A 25,059-nucleotide genomic window follows, 5' to 3' on the forward strand; every position below is an offset into this window, starting at 1 on the left:
ACCAAAGCATTTTTTATGCAGGCATCGGCAACACGCCATCTTGCAAAAATTGTGCTAAAGGAAAACGAATTAATTCTGAACTTTCCACCGCTTTAAAAATAATCTCATCGGCAGACATATCACAAAACCATTGTTGGCGTTCTTTGGGCTGATTGGTACAAAATGAATCCGCAGTAAATAGCCCAACACAAATGCCTTGTCTAATGCTTAGTTTTTTGTCCTGACTTTTTTCTTGATTTTGAGTTGTGCGAGCAGAAAAATATTCAAAAACCTTGACATACTGACTACGCATTACCGTGCCTAAAGCCTGTGTGTAGCTGTAATTCGATGGGTGTGCAAGTACGTCATGATATTGATCGAATGGCGCAGATTGCAGTTGCACGCCTTTTTCAGTTTTATAATCGACTGAAAATAAAGTATGTACCGAACTCATGATGGGTTTTGGTGGCGTTGCCTGCATCGAATGCCAAAAAATAAAACGATAATACGCCGACTCCGCCAAAGTCACATCGACACTACAGCCACCATAAAAAATACTTGGCTCAAATGTCCGTCCAAAGCGAGATCCCCATTTTAACGGTGGATAACGAAAAGGGGATTTTAGTAGATAATGCAGATGTGTCATATTTTCAGGATAGGGCGGTTTGACCGCATCGAGCATCTCTTCTAAAAGGGCTTGTTCCTCTAAGGTATCGACCAACTGCCGTGTGGCGATTTGCTCTTGGCTTTCAACTAAACGATATAGCGTGCCTTGAATCGGACGAATCACCGTTTCCCAGTCAATGGATTGCCATTGATCATTAGCTTGACCAGTTGGTGTTGAGGTCATATTTTACCTCGAAGTCCATCAATGAAATTCAATACCGAGACCAAGCCTTGAATACTTTCCATTTGCAAAATCGGCACACCGCCAGTGACTCGATTCGGTGAATTGAGAAAATGACGCATCCATTCTTCATCGCCATTAGTCAGTGCAAACAAAGCACGTGATACACGAATCAGCAAAAGTGCTAACTCGCCTTGCTTTGTACTTGGCTCAAGCTCAGGTTTGCTTTTTAAACGGCTAATCGCAGTACGATGTACCCCGAGAATGGCGGCAAGTTGTGATTGTTTAAGCCCAAGTTGATCGGCAGCGTTGAGCACGGCTTTGGCTAAGACGACTTTTTGTTCTACAGGTTGCTTCACTAAAGCAGTCATAAAATCACCTATGCATGATGATGAGTGTTATTTATGCACAAATTATAACTTAAATGTGTATATTGCACAAATCAATCATAGGTAATTGAGGCTATAACTTTACTTAACGGTTGGCTCAATATATTTCCACGCAGAATTCAGCAGTATCGACTGGGCTTTGACATTGGGATGGATTTGATCGGCTTGCATCAGATTTTTATGTCCTGCTACGCCATCAAGGAAAAAGGGAAGTAGCTCAATTTTATATTTTGTCGCCACAGTTTTATAATTACTTTCAAAGGCTTGACTGTATTTTGTGCCATAGTTTGGTGGGATTTTCATACCAAATAGTAAAACTTCAGCTTTTGTATTCTGGCTGAGCTGTACCATTTTTGATAGATTATTTTCAATGATTTTCGGCGGTTGACCACGCAAACCATCATTGCCACCGAGTTCGATCACGACGACATCAGGTTTGTACTTTTTCAGCAAATTCGGCAGGCGAGCCAAAGCGCCACTGGTGGTTTCACCGCTCATACTGGCATTGACCACACGATGTTGCTTTGGATATTTTTGATTGAGGCGTTTTTGCAGTTGATCAACCCAACCTTGCCCACGATCCATGCCATAGCCCGCACTGATGCTATCACCCATGATCAGAATAGTATCGGCATGAGCAATCGTTAATCCTGACAGACAAAGGCTAGTCACAATTGCAAGTCGTTTTGGTAGTTGTTTAAATGTTGAGCGCTGAAAAACTTTGTACATGAATTAATCTTTTCCTTTGGCTTGAAGCATGAAATACTGATTTATCAAGCTGAACTTGAAAATCCTAAAACTTTTTTGGTGAATCTCATCATGCCACAACTTGCTGAAAAAACGATTATTCAAACGCAAAAACTCTCACAAGTGATACAAATCCACGATCAACGGCTACACGTTTTAAAGTCGATAGATTTAAAGATTGTAGAAAAAGAACAAGTGGCAATCACAGGGCGTTCTGGTTCAGGAAAATCAACGCTTCTCGGTTTGCTTGCAGCACTCGATCAGCCTTTTGATGGTGAAGTACACCTCTGCGGTCATGCGATTCACAGCATGACAGAAGAGCAACGTGCCAAAGTGCGTTTGGAAAATATCGGATTTGTTTTTCAGTCTTTTCAGCTTTTACCACACCTCAGCGCACTGGATAATGTGTTACTCCCAATGCGATTGCAAAGTGCTTATCGCTACACTGAGGCAAAAGAAAAAGCACAAAACATGCTTGAGCGAGTCGGACTGGTTCGCCAAATGTCACAAACGCCTAAAGTACTCTCGGGTGGTGAGCAACAGCGTGTTGCCATTGCCAGAGCATTGGTCACAGAGCCAAAAGTGGTGTTTGCAGATGAACCGACAGGGAATCTTGATCAAGATACCGCAAAAGAGATTGAACAGCTTTTATTTCAGATGAATCATGAGCTTGGCACGACATTGGTTTTGGTGACGCATGATCAAAAACTCGCTGCACAATGTCAGCGACAGCTACAACTTGAAGACGGTAATCTATTGGAAAGTACACATCGCAATGCAGTATCTGACTTGAAGATGGATGTATAAGTATGCGTTTATTTTCAAGTTTACTTCGGCAGAGTTTTCACAGTGGCGGGATTACTTTACTTGTCGTTGCTTTGGCATTGGCGATCAGCGCCAGTACTGCACTGCGATTTAGCAATCAACAAATCCAATATGCTATCGAACAACAAGCAGGGGAATTGCTTGCCTCGGATATGCTGATCGAATCCAATGAGCCACTTGCGGATACATGGCGACAAAGTGCAACACAGTATGGCTTAAAGACTTCGCAAAGTACCGTATTTAGCTCGATGGCGCATACGGGCGAGCATTTCGTCATGGTCAATGTTAAAGCGATCGACGATGCCTTTCCGCTACGTGGTGAGCTGGATATTTCACCGACTACCAAGCAGATTAAATCAGGTGAAATTTGGCTCAGTCCGCGTGTTTTTGACTTGCTTCATGTCAAAGTCGGTGATCAAGTCGATATTGCTGATGGATCATTTACCGTGACTGGCGAAATTAGCTATGATGCCAATCAAGAAACAGGATTTTCAGGATTTTCGCCGACGGTGATTATTCATCAAAATGATGTCGCTCGAACCAATGCGGTACAGGTGGGTAGTCGGATTGATTATCGACTATTGATGGCAGGACAACCCGAGCAATTACAAGCCTTTCAAACTGAAAATAAAAAGTTAATTGAAGAGCCATTGAAATTGCGTGTCGCAAGCGAAGGTAATTCACGGCTGATGAGACCACTGCGTAATCTCGATACTTTCATGCAATTGGCGAATCTATTGACCTTATTGCTGTGTGGCATTGCCATTGCACTGACTTGTCAGCGTTATGTGACGCAGAATCAAGATCATATTGCCTTACTGCGTTGTATGGGTGCATCTCGTCGGCAAATCATTTCTGCGTATCTAGGCTTGCTAGGTGTGGTTGGCGGGATTGCTACGGTCATCGGTACAGTTTTTGGCGTGATTTTTGGCTATTTATTGCTGAATTTGATGCTCAGCACCATGCCAAATATTCACCTGCAATTTTCAATCTTATCTATTTTGTTTGGACCTTTGCCGAATGCGATTTTGACCTGTTTGGTGATTTTGCTAGGTTTTGTCTTGCCGAGTATTTTACACCTTGCCAAAGTGCCACCGATTCGTGTGCTTCGTAACACTCAGATCGATCCTGTCGCACTCTGGACTTTGGCGCTGTCGGCGGTGTTTAGTCTTGCGATTTTCACCCTATATTTAACGGAAAATTTGACGCTTAGCCTGATGGTGATGGGCGCATTGGCACTACTTTGTGTGTTGTTATTTTTACTGATGTGGGCTGTGCTGAGCACCATTCGAAAAAGTAATGCACGATTCGAACAATGGCTTCGTGCACCTGCTCAACTTAGCCTGCAAATGACTGCTTTGGCGTTGGGACTCAGTTTAATTACGGTGCTGTTTTTACTGCGTGGTGATTTGCAAAACCGTTGGGAAAATCAACTGCCTGAAAATACGCCCAATCAATTTGTTTATGGGCTTCCACCGTTTGATCAAAAAGCCTTAGTCGATCTGGTTGATCAACAGGGTTGGCATCGCACGCCATTTTATCCCAATATTCGTGGGCGCTTGGTCACAAAAAATGATCAAGCCTTTTCCCCTGAATTGATTCGTGAAAATAACAGTTTACGTCGTGAACTCAATCTGACACAAGCTGAACAATTTCCTGCGGATAACGAATTAACAGCAGGGACGAAAAACTTCTCTGCAACACATCAAGTGTCTGTAGAGCAAGAAACAGCGGACAATTTGGGTATTCAAATCGGTGATGAACTGGGCTTTCAACTGCCTGACGGTGAGCTCAAAGCCCAAGTGGTCAGCCTACGAAAAGTGGAATGGGAAAGTTTTAGTCCAAACTTTTTCTTTATTTTTTCCCCTAACACTTTGGATGAAAATGCAGGAAGCTACCTTGGGAGCTTTTATGTGCCTGATGCAGAAAAAGCGCAATTGATTGATGTGATTCAGCAGTTTCCAACCACTGTATTTATTGATATTGATGGCATCATTGAGCAGATTAAACGTATTGTCAATATCATTACCCAAGTGGTGAGCCTGCTCGCTTTCTTGGTGTTTTCGGCAGGGCTTTTGGTGTTACTGGCTTGTCTGAATTTGATGATGGACGAGCGCCGTCAAGAGGTGGCTTTGCTTCGGGCGATCGGTATGTCACAGCACAGTTTAAAACGCTATCTGACAATTGAACTGGCATTCATCGGTTTTGGCGCAGGGATTTTGTCGATTGCTTTTGCCGAATTGGTGTCCTATATCGTGGCATGGCGCATGGAAATGCCGTGGTCGGTACATTATTGGTATTGGCTCATTTTACCGATATTGATGGCAGTTTTATGCGGTGTGATTGGACGTTATAGGCTGGCTAAACTGTGGCAGATAGCGCCATTGCTGAGCTTGAGGTCGTTAAACTAACGATTTTTAAACTCACAAACAGTCCTTTTATTAAAGCAACTGACAATGATGTGAATTTCGCAGGCGATTACTCAAGGATGCGGTAATGCCCAGTGATTTTATAGCTGAGTAGAATATCTTCTTCTTGCGTGCCACGACCGATATTATGAATAATCAAGGGAATCTGCTGTGCGGATTTGCGGTTTGAGACGATGCCAATATGGGTCAAGCCTTTGCCCAAATCCCATGTGACAATATCGCCAGCTTGGAATTTTGCAGTTTGAAACGGCGCTTTTTGTACACGATAGCCTTGACGCTGAAAATAAGTGGCAATATTGGGCACACGACGATGGTCGATATTGCGATCGGTACTTTTTAAGCCCCATTTTTTGGGATAAGCGCCAAAATTGGCTTTCATATCCTCGTGAATGAGCTGTTGCAAATCCATATTTTGCAGGCGTAGCGCACGAATAATCACATCAGTACAAACGCCTTTATACAAGGGCACATCGCCCATCGGATAATCCAACTTGGTGTAGGCGGGATCATAGCTGAGCGTCTGTCCGATCTGACTGCGTGCATTAATGACTAGTTTTTGAGCTGAAATCGCATAACTCAATGAGGCAAACGCAAAGCAACTCAAAAAAACAATAATGAGAATCAGCCATTTTAGGGTAGAAAAGGGCAGTGTTTGTTTTACATCAGCCATATATGATCGTCCGTGTATCTATTTGGTTAAATGGATGAACTCATTTTGAAAGGTTTATGTATCGATGTCTTGTACCACTCTGTAAACACCGAAGTCATTTTAATCGCTGAGCGCACAATGAATTCTCTTTAAGGTTTTGATATGATGCAAATATCATAAAAACTGAGCGTCACAAAATGCTTCAACTCATCGCAAATATTTTGGTATTACTCATCGGCTTATTACATGTATATATTTTGGTTTTAGAGATGTTTTTGTGGGATAAGCCTAAAGGACTAAAAGCCTTTGGCAATACACTAGAAAAAGCTCAACTGACCAAAGTCATGGCGCAGAACCAAGGCTTGTATAATGGATTTTTAGCTGCAGGTTTGTTTTGGTCGTTATTGGTGAGCCAGCCATTTTCTTATTATCTTGCCAATTTTTTCCTTGGCTGTGTGGCGATTGCAGGAATCTATGGTGCAGCGACGGCAAGTAAAAAGATTTTATTTATTCAAACCATACCTGCAACAATTGCTTTGATCTTGGTGAATTTGGCGTGGTTGGCGAATCATTAATGCTGATGTAAATAATCATACAATCTTTGCACGAATAATTAAAAAGGAAGGCACTTCATTGTTTAGTGCCTTTAAGACATTCAAGCTAATGAAATGGAAATTAGTTCAGTTATTGAATTGTTGTTAGAGAAAGAGATAGATGAACTTATTATTAGGCGTATCCGATTTAACATAATATACATTATGCGAAATTCTGCATTTTAATTTTATTGTGCTAGGTAGACACCTAAAATCATGTTTTATGTAATCTGTGCGATTCTATGCGCATACAGACACATAAAATATAGCTACTACTTATAAAACTTCTGTTTCGAAAATTATAGCAATCAGAGATTGCTTAATTTTCTGAAATCCTCGTTTTTAAGTAGTAAATAAAAAATCCGCTCTAAAGCGGATTTTGAAACCTAACCTGGTTAGTTTGAAACAAACAGCATTTTGACTTCGTTCAATGAGTAAAAAGTTTCATCAATCAAAATTTCAAAGCTCAATTGTTCAGAGTTGTCCAAAGTGACAGCACAGCCCTTAATCTTGCCAAACTTAAATCTATCCAAATAAATCTGGTTCATAAATTCTTCGTTTTGAAATGATGATTTGTATTCTCTAAAACTTGCTTCAAAAGCAAGATCTTGAAAACAAACTTCTCTACCTAATAGCTCCTGAACAGGTGTAAAATCCATAACAGCCATGATGATCTCCTAACTAGATCGTTGTGGTTAGCTGTATGGGTTGATTGCAGTCAACCCATACAGTGATTAGTTGTTTTTTCAGCGGTGTAAGCAGTTGCTTACTCCTTGAAAAAACAAATTATTGGTAATCCTATATCACCAATAAAATACAAATTTCGAATTAGATACGTTCTTTTTCAATTGCCTCAAGCATGTAGCGTTTCAGTTCTCTACTGATGGTTGACTGGCTATCTTTACATATGCGATTAAATTCAGCTTTCAATCTCTTACTAACACGAAAATTAATCACATCATCAAGCTCATGAGATGCAGCTTTGATCTCATCAACCTTTTGTTGATGCAATAGCTTTCTTTGCTGAAGTTGTTGAATAATATTCATAGGATCGTTCATTTAATAATCCATTTTGAACCATTTGTATATACAAAATACACTCTAAATATATATTTTACAATTTTTTATGATTTTTTAAAATTAAATCAAATCAGTATGTTATATAAGAAATATGAGAAGCAATGCGGAATTCCGCACCTAAGTCCACACTAGAGAACGTGGACTTTAAGCGCCCGATCGGGTCGGGGCGGACGGTCGGCAAGCTCCTCCTACCGCCCCGATCGGTGCAGAAAGTCGCAGAATCCAGACTATGTTAAATAACGCCGTTTTGCGAGTTAACACATTTTCGCAAAACGGCTATGTAACATAATCACGTACATTATGCGAAATATATGTAGGAAGAAAATACCCAGCATATCGCTAGGTATTCTGGTGCTTAGAGTCCGAGTTTCTCTGCAACATAATCTGCGTCTTTATCACCACGCCCAGATAAATTGATGACGATATTGATGTCACTCGATAAATTGCCTGCGGTGCGTATCGCCCAAGCAACAGCATGTGCGCTTTCAAGCGCAGGTATAATGCCTTCAACCCGAGATAATGTCATATACGCATCCAAACACTCTTGATCACTTGCCACATCATATTGCACACGACCAACATCTTTTAGATAGCTATGCTGTGGACCAACACCAGGATAATCCAAGCCAGATGCGATCGAATGCACAGGCAAAGGTTCGCCAGACTCATCCTCTAAAACATAACATGCCATACCGTGAATCTGACTCGGTTTGCCGAGTGTCAACGTTGCAGAATGTTTATCCGTGTCTAAGCCGTGGCCTGATGGCTCAACACCCACTAATTGCACCGCATCATCCGCCAAAAATGCGGTAAATGCGCCAATCGCATTCGAACCACCGCCAACACAGGCAACAATATAATCAGGCAATTTTCCAAACTGTTGCTGTGATTGTTGCTTAATTTCTTCGCCGATGATGGATTGAAAATCACGCACCATTTTTGGAAATGGATGTGGTCCAACCACTGAACCAATGGCATAAATGTAGTTTTCAGGATCGTTTAAATATTCTTCAAAAGCACTATCCACCGCATCTTTCAGGGTTGCTGTACCACGAGTGACTGCGACTAATTTTGCACCTAAAATCTTCATTTTGACGACATTTGGATGCTCTTTTTCGATATCCACTTGTCCCATATGGATTTCACATGGAATACCCACCAAAGCACACGCTGTCGCCAGTGCAACACCATGCTGACCCGCACCTGTTTCCGCAATGACTTTACTTTTGCCCATATATTTCGCCAGCAAGGCTTCACCCAGACAGTGATTAATTTTATGCGCACCTGTGTGGTTTAAATCTTCACGTTTGAGATAAATCTGCGCACCACCGAGCTTTTCACTAAGTCGTTTTGCATGAAATAATGGGCTTGGTCGACCGACGTAATATTGAAATAAATCTTTTAACTCTTGAATAAATTCAGGTTGTTGTCGAATTTCTTCGTACGCCACATTGATCTCGTCCATGGCGATTTTTAAATGTGGCGGGATAAATTGCCCACCATATTCTCCAAAAAATCCATCTTCGTTGGGTAGCGCAACGCCATTCAATTGCTGTGTGGTCACTTTGATTTCCTTGTTTATTTTCAATCAATCATCATGGATCGATCATAGCCTTGGCTTATGTAAAGCACAAGGCGCTGTAGGTGTATCCGTTAAGAATCTGATTTGATCTATCACGCTGGATTAACGTGATAGATATTTAGTCATGTCTTCAATGCCTTTGAGTGTCATTGGATACATATGATCCTCAAAGACTTGCTTAATGCCTTGAATCGTTTGGGTATATTGCCAATAACTTTCTGTTTCAGGATTGAGCCATGCGGTTTTTTCAAAATGTTTGCGCAGACGTTGTAGCCACACCACACCAGCTTCGGCATTCATATATTCAACCGAACCGCCTTCGGAAAATAGCTCATACGGCGCCATACTGGCATCACCTACCACGATGACCCGATAGTCTTTGCCATAGGTATGAAATAAATCAAAGGTTTCCATACGGCTACTTTGACGACGATTATTGTCTTTCCACACATAGTCGTACAAACAGTTATGAAAATAAAAATATTCTAAGGTTTTAAACTCGGTCTTGGCTGCACTAAACAGTTTTTCACACTGCGCAATATACGCATCCATCGAACCGCCAATATCAAATAACATCAACACTTTGATACGATTACGCCGTTCAGGCACCATTTGCACATCCAAAATGCCCTTTTGTGCCGTTTTTTGAATGGTGGAATCAATATCCAGTTCTTCTTCTGCGCCTTGGCGGGCAAACTTACGCAGACGACGGAGCGCCATTTGCATCTGACGTGTACCGAGAATTTGATCATCATCGAGGTTTTGATATTTACGTTGTTCCCAGACTTTCACCGCAGACTTTTTGCGTCCTGGTCCGCCGATCCGCACACCTTCAGGATGATCACCAAACGCACCAAATGGCGACGTGCCACCCGTGCCAATCATGCGATTGCCACCTTGGTGTTTTTTATGTTGTTCACGCAAGCGCTCTTCCAACATTTTCATCAATTCTTCAAGTGAGCCTGCTTTTTTCAGTTCTTCACGTTGCTCAGGTGTGAGATGTTTCTCTAAAAGTTCAAGGTCAAACCAATCTTTAGGCAAGTGTTTGACTTGATTGAGTAAATCATCAATATCAAAACTTTCAATGCCTTCAAAATAATCTTTAAAGGCTCGATCAAATTTATCAAAATAACGCTCGTCTTTGACCATGACGGTGCGAGCCAATTGATAAAATTGCTCTTGATCTGCGAAAATCACTCCATCTGCAACCGCTTGATTGAGATCAATCAACTCACGGGTACTGACAGGCACGCCATACTTGCGCAGTTTATAGAATAAGCGAATAAACATCGTTCTGCCCTCGTCTGCTTGCGCTTAGCGACGTGACATAAAGGCTAAACGCTCAAGCAACTGTACATCTTGTTCATTCTTGAGCAATGCACCATACATCGGTGGAATCGCAGAACTCTTATCACGATTGCGCAGTACATCCTCAGGCACATCATCTGCCATGAGCAATCGTAACCAATCAATTAATTCGCTGGTTGATGGTGGTTTTTTCAAACCTGGCACATCACGTAATTTAAAGAAAACTTGCAGCGCTTCTGAGACTAATGTGTTGTTAATTTTAGAAAAATGCACATCAATGATCTGACGCATGGTTGCTTCATCAGGGAATTCGATGTAATGGAAGAAACAACGACGCAAGAACGCATCAGGCAATTCTTTTTCATTATTTGAAGTAATAATTACGATCGGACGTTGACTTGCGCTGATGGTTTCGCCTGTTTCATAGACGTAAAACGCCATACGATCCAGTTCATGCAATAAGTCGTTTGGAAACTCAATATCTGCCTTATCAATTTCATCAATCAACAGTACGCAACGCTCTTCACTGGTGAAGGCTTCCCACAATTTTCCGGGTTTAATGTAATTTTTAATATCATAAACTCGATCATCACCGAGCTGACTATCACGCAGACGTGACACCGCATCGTATTCGTACAAACCTTGCTGTGCTTTGGTGGTGGATTTGATGTGCCAAGTGATCAATTTCATGCCCAAACTATCTGCCACTTGCTCCGCCAACAAAGTTTTCCCTGTACCCGGCTCGCCTTTGACCAATAATGGCTTTTGCAAAGTTCGAGCCGCATTGACCGCCAACTTTAAACTTTCTGTAGCGATATATTGCGAAGTGCCTTCGAATTTTTGTGTTTGCATGAAAAATCGTCCTGTTTCGTTTTCTATTTCAATTAAGCAGAATTTTTCTGTGTGTTGATTGGGTTTGAGGGCGTCTTAGCATTTTGGTTGCGATAGCGTGTCCAAAAAAACATCACCAAGAAACACACCGCCGCCACAAATAAAATCGCCGACAAATTCGACCAAATCAGATTTTGCTCTTTGGTTAATATTCCAAAAATCATCCCGATCAAGGCAGGTGCAAGCCCTGCATTTTCACCTTCTGAGACGGTGGGAGTCGCCAAACAGGCAAAGAGAATAATCCACGTTAATGCACCGAGCGGACTCGGCAAGCGTCTCGCCACGCTATACCAGCAACATAATGCAACGATTGTCCCGCCAACATAGACGGTAATGGCGATGGTATCTTCTGGAATCGCATCAAATAAACTGAGAAAACTGTACCACCACGACTGCAAGCCTGCTAAAAACTGATCCATGCTTATGCTCCTCGCAATCCTTCAGGCGCAACCGCATTCGGATTGATCAAACCATCGGGTGGCATCTGCACAAAATAGCCTTGGGTTTGTAACGCATCAAGTACACGCATGGTGGAGACACGGGCTAATTTTCGTTGTTCAGTCAGTTCGAGTTGCATTACGAAGGTTGCACGACCAAAGGCTTTTTGCATGCTCTCAGGCACATTGACAAATGGATCGGCAGGCTGATCGTCCTCTGCACACGCTTGATTGTGTTGCTGTTCTTGATGCTGTTGTGCGGGACGTGCCACATAAAGGTACATCTCATCACGTTTGCTTGAGCGATAAATATCACAAATCATTTGCGTTCCTTTGGAGATTCTTGAAAAAACGGCTTCTATAAATAAAACCTAAACTGAGGCAGATTATACCTTGAAGCTGTTTTTAAGTCTAAATGCGCAATTCAATTCAGCATACACGCAATTTTCACCATGCACATCGCAAATGATGACTGAGAAGTTACCACGACTGAACATCGACAAATGTTTTCATTCTATAGGCGGATTGTCCGCCATTTTTCGCACAATACACTTAGGATATTTAAGGTTTTTGCTTTATCATGGGCGCAATCTTATTTGCGGTATGAACGTCTTGGATAGCATCACTATTTTACAACCTGATGATTGGCACGCACATCTTCGTGATGGTGAGTCTTTAAAACGCACAGTACCTGACCTCGCCCGTCAGTTTAACCGTGTGATTTGTATGCCAAACTTGGTACCGCCTGTAAAAACTGTGAGCGAGGCGCAAGCCTATCGTGAACGCATCATGGCGCATGTGCCTGAAGGTCTGAGTTTTGATCCACGTATGGTGCTGTATTTTACCGATCATACTGCGCCTGAAGAAGTGGTAAAAATCAAAGCATCGACTGAAGTCAATGCGATTAAGCTCTATCCTGCGGGCGCAACCACCAATTCTGACAGTGGCGTCAGTGATATTCGCAAGGTCTATCATGTCATCGAACAACTCGAAGAACATCAGGTTCCGCTTTTGCTGCATGGCGAAGTGACTCACAATCACGTCGATATTTTTGATCGTGAAAAGCGCTTTTTGGATGAAGTATTGACCCCTTTATTGCGTCAATTTCCTAACCTCAAAATGGTACTTGAACACATCACGACGGCTGATGCAGCCAACTTTGTCCTAGAACAAGGTCGTAATGTGGCAGCAACCATCACCCCACAACATTTACTGTTTAATCGTAACGATATGTTGGTTGGTGGCGTGAGACCGCATTTCTATTGCTTGCCGATTTTAAAACGCCAAAGCCATCAAACCACCTTGCTTGAAGTGGCGACCAGTGGCAATCCCAAATTTTTCTTAGGCACAGACTCTGCACCGCATGCACAAAGCAAAAAAGAAAATGCCTGTGGCTGTGCGGGTTGTTATAGTGCGCCTTATGCGATTGAACTCTATGCACAAGCCTTTGATCAAATGGGTAAAATTGAAAAACTTGAAGGCTTTGCAAGTCATTTTGGTGCAGACTTTTATGAGTTGCCACGCAATACCAGCACCATGACTTTGATCCGAAAACCGCAAACCATTGCCGAGCGTATGGAGTATTTGCCAAATGATGACATTATTCCGCTTCACGCTGGTCAGACTTTAGATTGGTCTGTTGCTTAAAAGGATAAGATTCAAAAATGAGTATTGAAAATCCAAATCAGCAAGAAAACCAAACGCCTGTTATTGGGCAACGCTTCCGTGGTTTTTTACCTGTGGTGGTCGATGTGGAAACCGCAGGATTTAATGCACAAACAGATGCGTTATTAGAAATTGCCTGTATTCCAATTGTCTATGATGAACATGGCAAATTTATCCAAGGTGAAGCATTTCAAGCACATATCAACCCATTTGAAGGCGCAAATCTTGATCGTCGCTCGCTCGATTTCACAGGCATCGATCCATTTAATCCGATGCGCATGGCGATGGCGGAAAATGAACGTGATGCACTTAAACGTATTTTCAAAGCCTTAAATGAAGTGCGTCGTGCTCAGCATTGTACCCATTGTGTGCTTGTGGGGCACAATGCGCATTTTGATTTAGGGTTCTTACAAGCTGCAATTGCCCGTACAAGCACCAAAAATCAAAATCCATTTCATAGCTTTTCGGTGTTTGATACGGTATCGCTCAGTGCTGCTGCATTTGGGCAAACTGTTTTGGCGCGTGCTTGTATTCAAGCTGGGATTGAGTTTGATGGCAAAGAAGCTCATTCTGCCTTGTACGACACACAAAAAACCGCTGAGCTGTTTTGTTATCTGATGAATAATGCAATTCAATACACGCCTGTCAACCCCGACAGCAAAGCCTAAGCATTGGATTTATTGATTTTCATTTGTTGGCATTCAATCTAAAAATGCTTGATTGATATGCAGTACGATACATCAACACAAAAAAAGCGAGCCATTACAGTGCGCTCGCTTTTTTCATCATCAATTTTTCTCACTATTTTTTGTATGATGACAGTACATATTTTATTGACGTGCAGCACCTTGATCTTTGCGAATTAACTCAAGAATTGGCTTGGTAATCAGGTCTAAACGCCAGCCCAATAAATACGGATTCAGTGTTTGAATATCCGCATGTTCTTGAGTGGCAAAGACTTGCAGTTGTGTCATCCATTTTTTACGCATCAAAGTATCGATCGGTACAGATAAATCTCGGCTGACTTGATTTAATAATTGCTCAATCGCCACGCTGGTCTCCGCAAGCTGATAGCGATACGGGCGTGGCAAACGTTTTAACCATGTCGATGGATCAGGTAACTCATTGATCAGACTTAAAATATGTTTGCCATGTTCCCGTAAAATCCCTGATCGAATCTCATATTGACCCGCCAATTGATGAAAGGTTTTTGGATTGCGTTCTAAGATTTTTTGAATGGCACCATTTTTCAAGATATAACTGCGTGGCTTATTTTCTCGAAGCGCTAGTTCCTCACGCCATGTCATCAGTTGTTTGAGTTGCATGAGTTGTTTTGAACTATGCCGAAAGTTCGCCATATCCAGATAGGCATCTTCGGGAGAATAATTCTGCGCCAAAGATAAGCAATAGCTTTGACAGTCTTCAATCACGTAGTCATAGAGATTTTTCTGTTTCAAATCTTCAATCAATCGCTCAGCGAGTTGTTGTAAATACAACACATCATTGGCTGCATACTGCACTTGCTCTGGACTCAGCGGGCGTGCTAACCAGTCCGATCGAGTCTGATCTTTTTCCACTTGTATATTTAAAATCGTTTCTACCGCAGCCTGATAGCCAACTTGCATGCCATAACCGAGAAACGCCATCGCAACTTGGGTATCAAAAATATTAGTCAGTGGTTTTTGCTGTGCATAATGATAAATCAGATCAACATCTTCACCACAAGCATGGAAGATATTTTGTTTAGCTGTAAAAATGGCTTGCCAAAGTATCGACAGATCGAGATTGCCATCGACCAGATAGACTTGACCATCGACATTGATCTGTAAAACACCTAATTTTGGATATAAGGTATCGACCTTAATAAACTCGGTATCGAGCGCATGACTATGGCTTTGTTTTAATTTTTGGATGATTGCTGGCAAAGCAGCTTGCGATGCAATCCATTGATAGTGCATGGGATTCCTTAATCAATCACACTAGACTGATAATTTAATCAAAAAAGAATTTAAATAAAAACAACTTAAACAAAAAACAATCTAAATACTAAAACTTAATCTTGGTTTAACTGCAGACGATGCGTCAAGGCCTGATGCAAGGTATGACTATCGACATATTCTAGCTCACCACCTTGCGGTACGCCCTGCGCAATGCGACTAATCCGCACAGGCAAATGCCGACAGGCTTCGACCAAATAGTGTGCGGTCGCTTGACCTTCCACTGTAGCATTGGTGGCAAGAATGATTTCCTGAATTTTCCCATCACTTAATCGTTTCAAAAGGTGCGGAATACCCACTTCTTCAGGACCAATGCCATCAAGCGGTGACAAATGACCATGTAATACGTGATAACGTCCTTTGAAACTACCACTATGCTCAATTGCAAACACATCCGCAGGCGATTCCACCACACAGAGCACTTGCTGATCTCGCTCGGTATCCAAGCAAATTTCACAGACATCCAACTCAGTCAATGAATGACAAATCGAACATTCATGAATGTGTTCTACCGCATCGGTGATCGCTTGAGCGAGTTCCAATGCACCGACACGCTGGCGCAAGAGCAAATGCAATGCCATACGCTGTGCAGACTTGGAGCCGACACTGGGCAATAAACGCAACTTTTGCACAAGAAAACTAAAGCGATCGCTATACATAACTCAAGAACACAACAAACTAAATGATAAATTTTGATTGAATAAAATGCCCTAATTTAATTTAGCGCATTAAATTTAGGGGATTCGAAAAACCTAGCGAGTAATGAAAATTTCAAGGCGCACCTCGCACAGCAACCGCAGTGTACATAATGTACATGAGGATTGCGAGCAAGGAGCAACGCAGAAATTTGCATACGCAGGTGGTTTTCCGTATTCCCTTTAGAACATACCTGACAGACCTGGTGGCAACCCCATACCACTATTCGCACCTTTGAGTTTTTCATCTGAAATTTCTTCGGCTTGACGCACAGCATCATTGACCGCAGCAGCAATCAAGTCTTCGATCATATCGGCATCATCTTGCAATAATTCAGGATTGATTTCGATGCGTTTCACTACAAAGCGAGCGGTCATGGTCACTTTGACCAGACCACCACCAGCTTCTGCATGCACTTCAGTCTGTGCAAGCTCTGCTTTGGCTTTCTTGATGTTTTCTTCCATATCTTTTTGCATACGCTGTGCTTGTTGCATCAACATATTGATATTCATAGTGTTATCCTTTCATTTAAAATTAAATCAGTTTCAAATTTTCATATCTTTATAAAGATATAAGAAGCTTTGATAAACCTAGCGAGTAGTATAAATTTCAAGGCGCACCTCGCACAGCAACCGCAGTGTACATAAGGTACATGAGGATTGCGAGCAAGGAGCAACGCAGAAATTTGCCTACGCAGATGGTTTATCGAATTTCCTAGAGTTGGTCTAAACCACGTTTTAAGTCGTAAATAATATCATCAATATCTTCTAGTCCAACAGAAACCCGAATCAAACCTTCGGCAATGCCAGCAGCTTGTTTCGCTTCATCTGACATTCTGCCATGTGAAGTGGTCGCAGGATGGGTAATGGTGGATTTGACATCACCTAAGTTACTGGTAATTGACAAAAACTTCGTGCTATCAATCACATGCCATGCACCTTTCCGTCCATTTTTTACCACGAACGAGACCACACCACCGAAGCCTTTTTGCTGTGACTTAGCAAGCGCATGGCGTGGATGATTTGGCAAGCCTGCATAATAGACTTTTTCAACATTGTCATGTTGCTCAAGCCACTCAGCCAGTTTTTGCGCATTTTCACAGTGCGCTTTCATGCGGATATTCAAGGTTTCTAAACCTTTTAAGAAAATCCATGCATTAAACGGACTCATCGAGTTGCCCAGCGTACGAATCACACCATTGACTTCCTCGAGCAGTTTATGACTGCCGACTACCGCACCGCCGAGCGCACGCCCTTGTCCGTCGATATATTTGGTCGCTGAATAGAGCACCAAATCCGCGCCATATTTGATTGGCTGTTGCAAGATCGGGGTACAGAAACAATTATCCACCGCAAATAATGCACCCTGCGCATGGGCAATATCGGCAATCGCCTGCATATCACCGACTTGTGCTAGCGGATTTGATGGGGTTTCGATAAATAATAAGCGTGTATTTGGACGAACTGCATTTTTCCATGCATCTATATCTTCAAGATCGACAAAGGTCACCTCCACAGCGAACTTCATCACATATTTCTCAAACAACGAAATAATCGAGCCAAATACAGCACGGGAGCACACCACGTGATCGCCCGCTTTTAAAAATGCCATGCACATCGCATGAATTGCAGCCATTCCTGAACTGGTGGCAATCGCACGCTCAGCGCCGTCTAATTTTGCGAGACGCTTTTCAAAGGTGTGTACAGTCGGATTGGTATAGCGAGAATAGGTATTGCCTTCGATTTTCCCTGAAAATTTCGCCTCAGCATCGGCAGCACTTTCACAGACAAAAGATGAGGTTAAAAAAATCGGTTCGCTATGTTCGCCCTCATGGGTACGATCATGACCTGTACGAATCGCCAAAGTGGCTAAAGCGTATTCTTGTTCTTCAAAAGCATCAGAGGATTGGGACATGTGTTTACAGTCAAGTCGACTGCCCTATACAAAAAACTCGCTTCATTGTGCTAGTGCTGATAGTTTTGGTCAAGGTAAAATCTGAAAAAGTTCGCTACAGTGCAGTGAAAATACTCGACTTTCTATTGCCAATGCCCGAAGATGAATGATGACGGATCACTGCATCAGCGAATGCAGCAACACATGGATGAAATGCAAACACGTGTCTTTACTCAGTTTACTCAGAAAACCCAAATCTAAAGTACAACTTCAACGCCAAAAAATGGGGCGTCTGTATCGCACTCGACTTAAACCAGCGACCAAGCATTTGCGTCAACGTATTTTTGATCATGCTACACAGATTCAATCGCAACAATTGCCTTATCAAGTGATCGCAACCTTGGGGAAATCTAAACTGCGTTACTATCCTGCACAACACTCTCCTCAGGATTCCCCTCAACAGATTCCACTGATCATGATTGCGCCGTTGGCAGTCAAAATGTCGATTTATGATTTATTTCCAGATCGTTCCCTGATCGGCTATTTAAATCAGCATGGTTTTGAGGTGTATTTGATGGATTGGGGCAATTTAGATCGCCAAGATCGCCACTTAGACTTTGAATATTTTATTTTTACCGCGATTCCAAAATTTATCCAAGCCGCACGTCAGCATTCGGGTTGCCAAGAGATTTCGATTCATGGTTGGAGTTTGGGTGGTATTTTTAGTTTGCTTTATGCCGCATCAGGTCAAGATCAGCAGATTCGTAATCTGGTGATTATGGGCAGTCCGATTGATACCCATGCGTCAGGCTGGATCGGACAACTCTTCGCCAAATCCTTTGCGATGTTTGCAGTCGATCAACAGCACAAACAAGACTGGCTGGCACATCAGATGAATCTACAATGGATTCATAGCCCTGCATGGCTAAATTCGATTGGCTATAAGCTGTTAAATCCAATGAAAACCTTGAATACCCATTGGCAAATGTTGCGCCATTCGCACGATTTAGATGTGGTCAGCGCCCATGCAACGCTCTCCGATTTTTTAGATGATATGGTCGATTACCCTGGGGCGATTGTGCGTGATCTGATTTTTTGGGTGTGGTTACAAAATCCGTTGAAACACGGTCAAGCCATGTATAAACATCATCATTTTGATTTTCAAAAAATTCACAGTGCTTTGTTGTTGGTCTACGGGGACAATGACGACATTGTTACCGAGCAAGCGCTACACCCTTTGCTGAATATCACTTCAAGTCATGACATTCAGCTGCAATCTGCCCCAGGCGGTCATCTTGGCATGATTTCTGGTCGTCAAAATGCCTCAGTGTTTTGGGCAGAACTCCAAACGTGGCTAACACAGCGTTCTCAACTGCATTAAAAATAGCAATATTCAAATCAGCGCTTTCCACCTATTTATCCGTACAAAGTTTAATCCCCATGTCTTCGTTTTGCATGTTAGATTAACTGCGCAATTCAATTGAATTTTTGCATGAATCGGACTGAGAAATGGAGAGTGTGATGACAAATTCTGTGGCGTTTATTGGCTTGGGGGCGATGGGTTATCGCATGGCAGCGCATTTACCGAAATCTTTCGCACAGGTCATGGTGTGGAATCGTAATTTCGCCAAAGCCGAACAACATGCCGCTAAATACGGCACGCAAGCTGTCACTATCGAGCAAGCCACGCAAGCGGACATTATTTTCTCCTGCCTGCCAACCAGCGCCGAAGTAGAAAGTATCATTACACAGTACCCACCAAAATCTGGGGCGATCTGGGTCGATTGTACCAGTGGCGTGCCTGAATCTGCGGTCAAAATGGCATCTTTCCTCCAAGCACAAGGCGCACACTTTCTCGATGCACCTGTTTCAGGTCAAACCATTGGTGCAGAAAACGGTACATTAACCGTGATGATTGGCGGTGACGCACAGGCATTTGAACGGGCGTATGCAGCGATTGAACCTTTTGGTGGATTAATCAAACACGTCGGCGAGTCAGGTGCGGGTTTTGCAGTCAAAGCGGTGAATAATATGCTCCTTGCTGCCAACCTGTGGGCGACAGCAGAAGGCTTTACCACGCTCAAAGCCAATGGTGTTGATCTCAATAGCGCCTTGGAATGCATCAATGCATCGAGTGGAAAAAGTGCTGTCACAGAAATGGTGTTGCCACAGCGCATCTTAAACCGTGAATTTCCTTTGACCTTTGCCCTGCCTTTACTGGCAAAAGACACAGGCATTGCATTGGCACTGGCACAGCAAGCAAAATTACCTACGCCACTCTTGAGCTTAACGCAGAATTTGATCCAAACAGCCAATTTGACCAGCGAGCCAGACAGTGATTTTTCAGCAGCAGTTAAACTTTATGAATCTTGGAGCCAGATTGAAATCAAATAAAACCTCGATGCTTTGGTAAAATCTATACAAAATGTGACATTGTTCTGCGTTGTCACATTTAATTTTCAATTATTTTACATATGTACAACCATTACATCTTGAAACAAATGCCCCCTATCCCGATATATGCCTTATACTTCGAGCATGTACTCACCTAACCGAGAGGATACATTGAATGAAATTGATGATGAAAATGGCAGCGTTAAGTCTGGTCTTTGCAGGCTTTGGTAGTGCTTATGCTGCAGATGCACAGTGCGACCAACTGCAAAAGCAAAAAGCCTTGATTTATGCAGCGCACGGCTATTGTTTTAAAGATGCAGATGCCAAAAAGAAATATGGCAATGACGACTGCCACACCAAAAAACCAAAATTCAGTGGCCCTGAAGCAGATCGCCTAGCACAAATTGAGAGCAAACAAAAAGAACTCAATTGCCCGAAAAAAGATTTGTAATCCAATTCCTTGCGCTTTTCGTCGGATCACTGTAATTCAGCGAAAATTCAATCGGATAAAAAATCAAAGCCGAATAGCATGGTTATTCGGCTTTTTTACGTTACACTGATTGGCATACATTTTTATTGTACATTTGATCGAAAACAACTGAAGAAGGAACGAATCCGCATGGCATATGATGATCAAAATATTTTTGCAAAGATTTTACGTGGCGAAATTCCTGCAATTAAAGTCTATGAAGATGAAAAAACCTTGGCGTTCATGGACATCATGCCACAAGCCGAAGGTCATACTTTGGTGATTCCTAAATCTCCTGCGGTTACCCTGCTCGATCTTGATCCTGAAGATGCTGCCTACACCATTCAGATCGTACAGAAAGTCGCAAAGGCGATTGAAACTGCCTTAGAGCGCAAAGGCATTGTACTGATGCAACTGTCAGGTGAAGAAGCGGGTCAGACAGTACCACACATTCATTTTCATTTGATTCCATCCTCGGTGCATCAACTTGGCAAACATGCCAGCCAAATGGGTGATCAAGCGAAAATTGTAGCGCTGGCTGAAAAAATTAAAGCTGCACTATGATTTGCACAAATTATTGCCAATTATTTGAGAAATTGATTTAGAATTGTGCAGTTAGTTGCCCTGATATTGAAATCCAGATGATGCTATGTTATCTTTCGCATCGTCTTGAGAGATCAGACATATTTAGAGGATTGGTGTAATGGTAGCATGACGGTCTCCAAAACCGTTCGTCAAGGTTCGAATCCTTGATCCTCTGCCAAATTTTAAAAAAACCTGTTGATATTCAACAGGTTTTTTTATGTATTAAAAATACTGCCCTCGATACTATCCATAAAAAATCCACAAAAAAACCATAGATCAGCTCGAATCTATGGTTGTCAGACTTTATGATTTTACATTTTGATGATCTAGTTGATTGCCTAGTTGGTTATCTAGTCGATTATTTGGCAAAAATGCTAAGCCACACGACGCTCAGCAATCGGTATTACTTTGCGTAGCTCATACCCTGTATATTCTGCACTTGGGCGAATAATACGATTGTCCGCACGTTGCTCCATCACATGCGCAGCCCAGCCAGTCACTCGGCTCATCACAAAGATCGGGGTAAACAGCTTGGTCGGAATATCCATAAAGTGATACGCCGATGCATGGAAGAAATCTGCATTACAGAACAGTTTTTTCTCACGCCACATCACCTCTTCACAGCGCACAGACACTGGATAGAGCACCGTATCGCCAACATCTTTGGCTAAGCGCTCAGACCAGCGTTTAATAATGGCATTGCGAGGGTCGCTGTCTTTATAGATCGCATGACCAAAGCCCATGATCTTTTCTTTGCGCTCCAGTTTACCGAGCATTTCACGTTCGGCCTCATCAGCAGATTGCCAATGTTCAATCATGTCCATTGCGGCTTCATTAGCACCACCATGTAGCGGACCACGCAATGTGCCGATCGCCCCTGTGATACATGAATGCATATCAGACAATGTTGATGCACAAACACGAGCAGTAAAGGTTGATGCGTTAAATTCATGTTCTGCATAGAGAATCAGCGAGACATTCATCACCTGTTCATGCAGTTCATTTGGTTTTTCGCCACGCAGTAAATGTAAGAATTGCGCACCGATGGAGTCGTCATCGGTATTTTCTTCAATCCGCACGCCATCATGGCTATAGCGATACCAGTAACAGATGATGGCAGGTAATGTCGCCAAAATCCGATCTGACACTTCTTGTTGCTGCTCAAAAGCAGTTTCTGTTTCCAAATTACCAAGCATGGATACGCCCGTGCGCATCACATCCATTGGATGGGAGTCTGCTGGAATCCGCTCCAGCACTTCTTTGAGTGCAGATGGGAGCTGACGCAGTGATTTGAGTTTGGCTTTATACGCTGTCAGTTGCTCGGTGGTTGGCAATTCACCGAAGAAAATCAGGTAAGCCACTTCTTCAAATTGACAATTTTCCGCCAAGTCTTGTACATCATAACCACGATAGGTCAATCCAGCACCACTTTTACCGACGGTTGAGAGTGCAGTTTTCCCTGCCACTTGTCCACGCAATCCTGCGCCTGATAAGACTTTTCCTTCAGCCATTATGAATTCTCCTGTGTAAACAGCTTATCTAATGTATTTTCAAAGGTGTGATAATCGAGAAACTCATAGAGTTCTTTACGCTGTTGCATCGTGTCGAGTACGTTGATTTGTGTGCCATCTTGACGAATGGCATGCATGACGCCCAGCGCTGCCTTTTGCATGGCACGGGTTGCAGACAGTGGATAAAGCACCATCGAAATCCCCAGTTCCGCCAATTCATCCTTGGTGTAGTACGGTGTATCACCAAACTCGGTAATGTTTGCCAGTACAGGCACACCGACCGCATCACAGACGGTCTTGTACATGCTAATGTCGGTCATCGCTTCAGCAAAAATCGCATCTGCACCAGCTTCGACACAGGCACACGCCCGATCAATGACTGCTTGTAAGCCGTCTTTTTGTAAGGCATCGGTGCGTGCCATGACCACAAAGTTACGATCCGTTTTGGCATCGACAGCAGCTTTGATACGATCGACCATTTCTTGTTGGCTGACGATTTCTTTATTTGGACGATGGCCGCAGCGCTTTTGCGCCACTTGATCTTCGATGTGTACAGCCGCCGCACCCGCTGCAATCATCTGCTTGACTGATCGTGCAATATTAAATGCGCCGCCCCAACCTGTATCAATATCCACCAATAACGGCGTATCTACCCGCTCGGTAATACGGCGTACATCTTCGAGGACATTGTCTAGGCTAGTCATACCAAGATCTGGCAAGCCATACGAATAATTGGCGACACCTGCGCCCGAGAGATAAATCGCTTTGTAGCCGACTTGCTTTGCCATCATGGCAGCATAGGCATTGACCGTACCGATGATTTGTAATGGTTTTTCAGTCTCGAGTGCCTGTCTAAATCGAGTTCCTGCGGAGCTTTGCGCTGTCATATTCCAGTCCTTGTCTGTTGATTGTCCTTGCTTTGCATTTAGATTAGCAATCTGAACCTATGCTATTTTGTCATTTGGCGATATTTTTTTGTCATTTCGTCACATCATGATGAAAATGTCATGTCTTCAAATGATGCAACTTGTTGCAATTGATACGCCTCAAAAACGAATATTGGCACGGCGCCAGCGCCCTGGAGTGATACCATACCAGCGCTTGAATGCTCGGGTAAAATTCGCTTGATCGTCATATCCGACCAGATTCGCCACTTCGATTAGCATCAGATTTTTATTTTTAAGATAATGAATGGCACTTTTTTGTCGAGTGGTTTCTAATAATTCTTCAAAAGTGGTGTGATGTTTGGCGAGATAGCGATATAAGGTAAAGCGATGCATGGAAAAATATTCTGCAACTCGCTCCACCGTGCAGTGTTGTCGTGGCAATAATTCTTCAATGATTTTACATATTTGACCGATCATATCAACATGTTCACGGCTTTTCAGCGCGAACAAGTGCTGTCTGAGAAAGTGATCCAGTTGTTGATCATGCCCTGTACGCTGCTGATCCAACTGTGACGCAGGAAATAAAATTTCATGTTGCGATTGACCGAACCATACGGGACAGCCAAAGGCTTTTTCATAAAGATGCGCAGATGCGGGTTTGGGATAGGAAATCCGAACCAAAGATGGTCGCCAAGTTTGCCCCAATATCATTTCAATAATTGAAACCATCGCCACCAGATATGCTGTTTGATATTGCCCTTTGCTTGGAATATCACCATCAATATTCATGCAAATCCGTGCATAGCTGTGTTCTTCAAGCAAATCCAATTTTTGTCCGCGATACCACATCCTGCCATAGCTAAATAAGCTCTGCATGGCATCCCGCATGGTCGGTGCATTGAGCACCAAAAATCGCAGCGGTCCAATATTGGCAAATTGTGCTTTTTGACCGATCAACAATCCCAAATGATCACAGCCTGTCAATGCTTCGGCGGTCTGTAAAATTTTCCCTTGGGTCTGTAATGAGATCGGATACATATTGTTTTTCAGATCATCAGGCAAAATACCAAACGGCGCAAAAACTGCATTTGAGTCAAAGCCCTGTTCATCTAAATAGTCAGCAATCAGCTTCAATATCCCAATCGGATTGGATTGTGCTGGTCGAATGGGGGCTAAACGGTGCATTGCTCCTTCCTTATAAAATGA

At 42.8% G+C, this 25,059-nt stretch carries 27 protein-coding genes and 1 tRNA gene; 10 read left to right on the plus strand and 18 right to left on the minus strand.

Annotated elements, in window-relative coordinates; genetic code table 11:
• Nucleotides 1–13: 13 nt before the first annotated feature.
• From BLQ60_RS01270 to BLQ60_RS01280, 3 genes are all read right to left on the minus strand, one after another.
• A complete protein-coding gene (locus BLQ60_RS01270) occupies nt 14–829 on the minus strand; it encodes an RES family NAD+ phosphorylase (protein ID WP_092614859.1) in 816 nt (271 codons plus the stop codon).
• A complete protein-coding gene (locus tag BLQ60_RS01275) occupies nt 826–1,197 on the minus strand; it encodes an XRE family transcriptional regulator (protein WP_092614862.1) in 372 nt (123 codons plus the stop codon). Before BLQ60_RS01275 ends, BLQ60_RS01270 begins: the two co-directional genes overlap by 4 nt.
• 99 nt (nt 1,198–1,296) lie before the next feature.
• The gene (locus BLQ60_RS01280; protein WP_092614865.1) at nt 1,297–1,944 is read right to left on the minus strand and encodes an arylesterase; all 648 of its coding nucleotides are present in this window, start codon (nt 1,942–1,944) and stop codon (nt 1,297–1,299) included.
• 90 nt (nt 1,945–2,034) lie between these two features.
• Here BLQ60_RS01280 and BLQ60_RS01285 point away from each other — a divergent pair, with 90 nt between their 5' ends.
• Nucleotides 2,035–2,769, plus strand: coding sequence for an ABC transporter ATP-binding protein (locus tag BLQ60_RS01285; RefSeq protein WP_092615965.1), 735 nt, complete (start codon nt 2,035–2,037; stop codon nt 2,767–2,769).
• Between the two features lie 2 nt (nt 2,770–2,771).
• Complete coding sequence (locus BLQ60_RS01290; protein WP_092614868.1) at nt 2,772–5,198, plus strand: ABC transporter permease; 2,427 nt, start codon at nt 2,772–2,774, stop codon at nt 5,196–5,198.
• Between the two features lie 67 nt (nt 5,199–5,265).
• On the opposite strand, the gene BLQ60_RS01295 is transcribed toward BLQ60_RS01290, so the two are convergent.
• Entirely contained in the window at nt 5,266–5,886 is a 621-nt protein-coding gene (locus BLQ60_RS01295) for a DUF1287 domain-containing protein (RefSeq protein WP_092614871.1), read from the minus strand.
• 176 nt (nt 5,887–6,062) lie between these two features.
• Here BLQ60_RS01295 and BLQ60_RS01300 point away from each other — a divergent pair, with 176 nt between their 5' ends.
• Nucleotides 6,063–6,440, plus strand: a complete 378-nt coding sequence (locus tag BLQ60_RS01300) for a DUF1304 domain-containing protein (RefSeq protein WP_092614873.1) — start codon at nt 6,063–6,065, stop codon at nt 6,438–6,440.
• A 413-nt stretch (nt 6,441–6,853) separates the two neighbouring features.
• Here the strand turns inward: BLQ60_RS01300 and BLQ60_RS01305 are convergent, their stop codons facing one another.
• The 7 genes from BLQ60_RS01305 to BLQ60_RS01335 all read right to left on the minus strand — a co-directional run bounded on the left by BLQ60_RS01305 (nt 6,854) and on the right by BLQ60_RS01335 (nt 12,079).
• Nucleotides 6,854–7,126, minus strand: a complete 273-nt coding sequence (locus BLQ60_RS01305) for a hypothetical protein (RefSeq protein ID WP_092614875.1) — start codon at nt 7,124–7,126, stop codon at nt 6,854–6,856.
• A gap of 160 nt (nt 7,127–7,286) precedes the next feature.
• On the minus strand, nt 7,287–7,517 hold the full coding sequence (locus BLQ60_RS01310; protein ID WP_092614877.1) for a hypothetical protein: 231 nt from the start codon (nt 7,515–7,517) through the stop codon (nt 7,287–7,289).
• A 376-nt stretch (nt 7,518–7,893) separates the two neighbouring features.
• Complete coding sequence (trpB, locus tag BLQ60_RS01315; RefSeq protein WP_092614879.1) at nt 7,894–9,102, minus strand: tryptophan synthase subunit beta; 1,209 nt, start codon at nt 9,100–9,102, stop codon at nt 7,894–7,896.
• Nucleotides 9,103–9,222: 120 nt separating this feature from the next.
• Nucleotides 9,223–10,410 (minus strand): vWA domain-containing protein, encoded by a 1,188-nt coding sequence (locus tag BLQ60_RS01320; RefSeq protein ID WP_092614880.1) that lies wholly within the window; start codon nt 10,408–10,410, stop codon nt 9,223–9,225.
• 24 nt (nt 10,411–10,434) lie between these two features.
• Nucleotides 10,435–11,280, minus strand: a complete 846-nt coding sequence (locus BLQ60_RS01325) for an AAA family ATPase (protein ID WP_092614882.1) — start codon at nt 11,278–11,280, stop codon at nt 10,435–10,437.
• Between the two features lie 32 nt (nt 11,281–11,312).
• Entirely contained in the window at nt 11,313–11,738 is a 426-nt protein-coding gene (locus tag BLQ60_RS01330; protein ID WP_092614884.1) for a hypothetical protein, read from the minus strand.
• Nucleotides 11,739–11,740: 2 nt separating this feature from the next.
• Nucleotides 11,741–12,079 carry a YcgL domain-containing protein gene (locus tag BLQ60_RS01335; RefSeq protein ID WP_092614886.1) on the minus strand — a complete coding sequence of 113 codons (339 nt, stop codon included), beginning with the start codon at nt 12,077–12,079 and terminating at the stop codon, nt 11,741–11,743.
• A 289-nt stretch (nt 12,080–12,368) separates the two neighbouring features.
• Here BLQ60_RS01335 and pyrC point away from each other — a divergent pair, with 289 nt between their 5' ends.
• Nucleotides 12,369–13,403: a dihydroorotase gene (gene pyrC, locus BLQ60_RS01340; protein WP_092615968.1), complete on the plus strand. Its 1,035-nt coding sequence runs from the start codon at nt 12,369–12,371 to the stop codon at nt 13,401–13,403.
• 17 nt (nt 13,404–13,420) lie between these two features.
• On the plus strand, nt 13,421–14,089 hold the full coding sequence (gene rnt, locus BLQ60_RS01345) for a ribonuclease T (protein ID WP_092614888.1): 669 nt from the start codon (nt 13,421–13,423) through the stop codon (nt 14,087–14,089).
• Between the two features lie 162 nt (nt 14,090–14,251).
• Here rnt and BLQ60_RS01350 read toward each other — a convergent pair whose 3' ends face one another.
• From BLQ60_RS01350 to BLQ60_RS01365, 4 genes are all read right to left on the minus strand, one after another.
• Nucleotides 14,252–15,379 (minus strand): ribonuclease D, encoded by a 1,128-nt coding sequence (locus BLQ60_RS01350; RefSeq protein ID WP_092614890.1) that lies wholly within the window; start codon nt 15,377–15,379, stop codon nt 14,252–14,254.
• A gap of 95 nt (nt 15,380–15,474) precedes the next feature.
• Nucleotides 15,475–16,077, minus strand: a complete 603-nt coding sequence (gene recR / locus BLQ60_RS01355; protein WP_092614892.1) for a recombination mediator RecR — start codon at nt 16,075–16,077, stop codon at nt 15,475–15,477.
• Nucleotides 16,078–16,296: 219 nt separating this feature from the next.
• A complete protein-coding gene (locus BLQ60_RS01360) occupies nt 16,297–16,626 on the minus strand; it encodes a YbaB/EbfC family nucleoid-associated protein (protein WP_092614895.1) in 330 nt (109 codons plus the stop codon).
• A 202-nt stretch (nt 16,627–16,828) separates the two neighbouring features.
• Complete coding sequence (locus tag BLQ60_RS01365) at nt 16,829–18,028, minus strand: O-succinylhomoserine sulfhydrylase (protein ID WP_092614898.1); 1,200 nt, start codon at nt 18,026–18,028, stop codon at nt 16,829–16,831.
• 202 nt (nt 18,029–18,230) lie between these two features.
• Here BLQ60_RS01365 and BLQ60_RS01370 point away from each other — a divergent pair, with 202 nt between their 5' ends.
• The 5 genes from BLQ60_RS01370 to BLQ60_RS01390 all read left to right on the plus strand — a co-directional run bounded on the left by BLQ60_RS01370 (nt 18,231) and on the right by BLQ60_RS01390 (nt 21,633).
• The gene (locus tag BLQ60_RS01370; RefSeq protein ID WP_171259025.1) at nt 18,231–19,388 is read left to right on the plus strand and encodes an alpha/beta fold hydrolase; all 1,158 of its coding nucleotides are present in this window, start codon (nt 18,231–18,233) and stop codon (nt 19,386–19,388) included.
• A 140-nt stretch (nt 19,389–19,528) separates the two neighbouring features.
• Nucleotides 19,529–20,401, plus strand: a complete 873-nt coding sequence (locus tag BLQ60_RS01375; protein WP_092614904.1) for an NAD(P)-dependent oxidoreductase — start codon at nt 19,529–19,531, stop codon at nt 20,399–20,401.
• Between the two features lie 175 nt (nt 20,402–20,576).
• Complete coding sequence (locus BLQ60_RS01380) at nt 20,577–20,852, plus strand: YARHG domain-containing protein (RefSeq protein WP_213030453.1); 276 nt, start codon at nt 20,577–20,579, stop codon at nt 20,850–20,852.
• A gap of 168 nt (nt 20,853–21,020) precedes the next feature.
• Nucleotides 21,021–21,434, plus strand: coding sequence for an HIT family protein (locus BLQ60_RS01385; RefSeq protein ID WP_092614907.1), 414 nt, complete (start codon nt 21,021–21,023; stop codon nt 21,432–21,434).
• 125 nt (nt 21,435–21,559) lie between these two features.
• Nucleotides 21,560–21,633, plus strand: a tRNA-Trp gene (locus tag BLQ60_RS01390).
• 196 nt (nt 21,634–21,829) lie between these two features.
• On the opposite strand, the gene prpC is transcribed toward BLQ60_RS01390, so the two are convergent.
• From prpC to BLQ60_RS01405, 3 genes are all read right to left on the minus strand, one after another.
• Nucleotides 21,830–22,966 carry a bifunctional 2-methylcitrate synthase/citrate synthase gene (gene prpC / locus BLQ60_RS01395; protein ID WP_092614910.1) on the minus strand — a complete coding sequence of 379 codons (1,137 nt, stop codon included), beginning with the start codon at nt 22,964–22,966 and terminating at the stop codon, nt 21,830–21,832.
• Entirely contained in the window at nt 22,966–23,853 is an 888-nt protein-coding gene (gene prpB / locus BLQ60_RS01400) for a methylisocitrate lyase (RefSeq protein WP_092614913.1), read from the minus strand. Before prpB ends, prpC begins: the two co-directional genes overlap by 1 nt.
• A gap of 159 nt (nt 23,854–24,012) precedes the next feature.
• Complete coding sequence (locus BLQ60_RS01405; protein WP_092614916.1) at nt 24,013–25,038, minus strand: AraC family transcriptional regulator; 1,026 nt, start codon at nt 25,036–25,038, stop codon at nt 24,013–24,015.
• Nucleotides 25,039–25,059 lie beyond the last annotated feature (21 nt).

The sequence above is a fragment of the Acinetobacter marinus genome (genome assembly GCF_900096915.1).
Lineage (GTDB): Bacteria > Pseudomonadota > Gammaproteobacteria > Pseudomonadales > Moraxellaceae > Acinetobacter > Acinetobacter marinus.